Genomic DNA, 3,780 nt, shown 5'->3' on the forward strand with positions numbered 1-3,780 from the left:
GTTATGAAACTTTAATGTAAATTCGAGATACTTCCTTTCGCAGGCAATAAATTGAGAGGGAAATACTCTCGCATTGATGTCATCCTTTTCAGAAGCATCATAAAGACAGGTAGCCTGGATACGCTTCGATTTTTACTTGTTAAGGAGTAACACTGCCTTTATCGGCCCTTATTGTTTTGAGGATTATGTTATGAACTCGTCCTGGTCACGTAATGACAGCATAATTTTGGCTGAACAGAACCCCGGTATTTCTGAAGAAAAAATTTATAAGAAGGTGATATTACGAATTATCCCTCTTTTTATGATGTGTTATCTTTTTGCAAATCTCGACAGGGTGAACATCAGTTTTGCAAAATTGCAAATGCTGGAAAGTCTGAAGTTTACCGATACCGTCTATGCCCTGGGTGCCAGTATGTTTTTCTGGGGTTATTTTATCTTTGAAGTCCCCGCAAATATGATTCTGCACAAGATAGGGGCAAGGCGCTGGATCGCCCTGATATTATTTGTCTGGGGAGGACTCTCCGCATTAACGATGGCAATACAGCCTCTGTCAGTTCTCACCGGCATTCCGGGGACGACACTTTTTTATACTCTCCGCCTGCTGCTCGGCATTTGTGAAGCAGGGTTTTATCCGGGAGTGATCCTCTATCTGAATTACTGGTTCCCGTCCCATCTGATGAGTAAGGCCACCTCCGTATTTTTACTGGCATTACCCGTAGCATCCGTACTGGGCGGGCCGTTATCCGGCTTAATTATGCAATATTCACATCTGGCTTACGGACTGGAAGGATGGCAATGGATGATGTTGATAGAAGGGGTTCCCGCATCATTACTGGGTATTTTCACTTATTTCTGGCTCAGTAATGGTATTGATGATGCCGGCTGGCTGACAGAAACGGAAAAAAACATTCTCCATCATAATCTTGTCAGCGATAACACCCATAAACAACATTCTTTCAGCGTTGCCCTGAAAGACGTCCGCCTGTGGATCCTTTGCCTGATCATTTTGATGTACAACTCCGGATATTATGGAATGACATTCTGGTTGCCCTCTATTATCAGCTACAGCGGCGTGCAGAATGTCTGGACCATCGGCCTGATCACCGCGGTTCCCTATCTTTTTGGTGCCATAGCTATGGTCCTTATCCCCTGGCATTCCCGCAAAATGAATGAACGGCGACTCCATACAGCCCTTCCTCCGTTAATCGGTGGAGTATGCCTGATGCTGAGCGCATTCTGTATTGCCTGGAGCCTGACATTATCGATGTTCTTTATGACGCTGGCTGCAGTCGGCTTATTCGGTATGATGCCGGTCTTCTGGACACTTCCGGGAACGTTATTAAGTGGAGCAGCGGCGGCGGCTGGGATTGCCATGATTAATTCATTCGGTGCTCTCTCTGGATTTATGGGGTCATTTATAAGCGATGTGGCGAAAAATCTGACCGGTAACATTAATAATGGAACGTATCTACTGGGTTTATGCCTGTTGATATGTGGCGTCCTTTTTTTATTACTGCCGTCAAAAATATTTCATCAGGAAAAATAATGTTCATCACTCAATAAATGAGGTGAAAAATGAAAATTGTCGATATACAAACTCTGGTAGTCAATGCCGATCTCCGAAACTGGGTATTCGTGAAAGTTATTACGGATGTAGACGGGTTATATGGCTGGGGAGAAGGGACACTGGAATGGAAAACCCGGGCGGTCGTCAGTGCTGTGGACGATATTAAACCATTAATGATTGGGCAGGATCCCCGTGATATAGAACAGGCGTTTCGCCGGATGACGAAGTTTCATTTCTGGCAACCCGGGACTATCGCTATGACAGCGATCAGCGCCATTGAGCACGCGCTCTGGGATATTCTGGGCAAAAGTGTGGGGCTTCCGGTATGGCGTTTACTGGGTGGTAAGACACACAATGTTATCAAAGCCTATACCCACCTGGGCCAGGGTAATGCCAAAGCGATCTACGAAACCTTTAATAAAAATGCGTTTGTTGATAAGGCCCTTGAAGTGGTGGATATGGGATACCAGGCGATGAAAATTCTGTTTGTTCCCTATTGCCACTATACCTCGGCGTCCTCAGAAATCAGTATGGTTGAAGAGACGATTGGTGCCGTCCGGCAGGCGGTGGGGAACGATATCGATATTATGGTGGATTTCCATGGTCGACCTGCCTCAACGTCCCTTGCCGTCCAGTACATAAAGGCGCTGGAGCCATCGAATCCATTGTTTGTGGAAGAGCCTATTCAGCCAGGCGATCCTGCTGCCATGCGGGATGTGATGATGAAGGTCAGTTGCCCGGTTGCAACGGGTGAACGGTTGATCCAGTACAAAGAGTTTGAGCAACTGTTCCTGCACCGGGCAGTCAATATTATCCAGCCAGATTTAAGCCACTGTGGCGGGCTGTGGATGGCGAAGAAAATTGCGGCCGCAGCGGAAGGGGCCTATTGCGGCGTAGCGCCTCATAACCCGGCAGGCCCGATTGCTGGCGCCGTGGCACTGCACTTTGATGTCTCCACACCAAACTTCGTGATTCAGGAAGAGATGATTGGAGCCGTACCGTGGTTCCATGATGTGGTGGACACGCCGATACGGATGGTGGATGGCTGCTGGCAGATCCCGGAAAAACCCGGCCTGGGCGTTGAGGTGAACGAAGCAGAAGCGCGCCGACATCCTTATCAGCCGGAGCCACAAAGTGGTGCTGAGGCACAACTGCCCGAAGGCACAATTGTTAACTGGTAGGTAACCTGCAACCGGAGACCTCCAGCAGGGGTCTCCTGCAATATAGGAGATTTATTCCATGAGCGTCTCTTGTCTTAGCGGTATTATTCCCCCTGTTCCGACCTGTTTTACGGCAGAGGGAAAATTTGATCGTGAAAACCAGTCCAGGTTGATTGATTTCTTAATCGAGAGTGATGTGGATGGGTTATTTTTTTTAGGCAGTGCGGGTGAATTTGCGGCGATGTCAGAAAAGCAGCGCAAAGAGGTGGCGGAGTTTTGTGTTCGCCATGTCAATGGACGAAAACCGGTGCTGATCGGAACCGGGTATACCGGCACCGCTCCGGCTATTGGGCTGAGCCTGCACGCACAGGAATCCGGTGCTGATTATGTTGTTGTTATTAATCCTTTTTATCATTTACTGAGTGATGCTGCATTATTCTCTCATTATCAGTTAATCAGTAGTGAACTCCACATACCTGTTCTGATTTATAATTTCCCGGCACTCACCGGACAGTCTGTACCTGTTTCGGTGATAACCCGGCTTGCCTGCGAATGCCCTACTATTGTAGGCCTCAAAGACACTGTGAATGCGATGACTCATATTCGGGAAACCTTATGTTCAGTTAAACCACTACGTCACGATTTCGCCGTGTTCGCAGGATATGACGAAAATTTGCTTGGAACTCTGATTCTGGGCGGTGACGGGGCTATCGCTGCCAGTGCTAATTTTGCCCCACAACTGATGTGCGGGATTTTTCGTGCATGGCAGAGAGGCGATTATGCTCATGCTATTAGCTTACATCAGCAGATAACGAATCTGGCCGGTCTTTATGAAGCTCATCTACCTTTTCATGCTGCGCTTAAATTTGCGATATCTCAGATGGCTATCAATATACCGATACATGTACTACCTCCAGCAGAAGTTCTGGAAAAACGCCATAAGGAGATGGTTCTGTTAATTCTAAAAGCACTGTCCGCGAATGGGTAAACATTATCTACCGGTTCAAAATAACATTTTTATATGGAATTTTTATTCGCTGCGCAGGTATAAAA

The 3,780-nt window shown here is 47.2% G+C and carries 3 protein-coding genes; all 3 read left to right on the forward strand.

The features are described 5' to 3' along the window. Positions 1-190 precede the first annotated feature (190 nt). The 3 genes from NNN71_RS23985 to NNN71_RS23995 are packed head-to-tail and all read left to right on the forward strand — an operon-like array spanning position 191 to position 3,715. On the forward strand, positions 191-1,546 hold the full coding sequence (locus NNN71_RS23985; RefSeq protein WP_267453971.1) for an MFS transporter: 1,356 nt from the start codon (positions 191-193) through the stop codon (positions 1,544-1,546). A gap of 29 nt (positions 1,547-1,575) precedes the next feature. Continuing rightward, the gene (dgoD, locus tag NNN71_RS23990; protein ID WP_267453972.1) at positions 1,576-2,748 is read left to right on the forward strand and encodes a galactonate dehydratase; all 1,173 of its coding nucleotides are present in this window, start codon (positions 1,576-1,578) and stop codon (positions 2,746-2,748) included. 58 nt (positions 2,749-2,806) lie between these two features. Beyond that, on the forward strand, positions 2,807-3,715 hold the full coding sequence (locus NNN71_RS23995; RefSeq protein WP_267453973.1) for a dihydrodipicolinate synthase family protein: 909 nt from the start codon (positions 2,807-2,809) through the stop codon (positions 3,713-3,715). The last annotated feature ends 65 nt before the right edge of the window (positions 3,716-3,780 follow it).

The sequence above is a fragment of the Kluyvera sp. Awk 3 genome, from assembly GCF_028069715.1.
GTDB lineage: Bacteria > Pseudomonadota > Gammaproteobacteria > Enterobacterales > Enterobacteriaceae > Kluyvera > Kluyvera georgiana_A.

Excerpts from the sequence above, each read along its gene's own strand:
- NNN71_RS23985 (WP_267453971.1), top strand. The coding sequence starts at position 191 with ATGAACTCGTCCTGGTCACGTAATGACAGCATAATTTTGGCTGAACAG.
- dgoD (WP_267453972.1), top strand. The coding sequence starts at position 1,576 with ATGAAAATTGTCGATATACAAACTCTGGTAGTCAATGCCGATCTCCGA.
- NNN71_RS23995 (WP_267453973.1), top strand. The coding sequence starts at position 2,807 with ATGAGCGTCTCTTGTCTTAGCGGTATTATTCCCCCTGTTCCGACCTGT.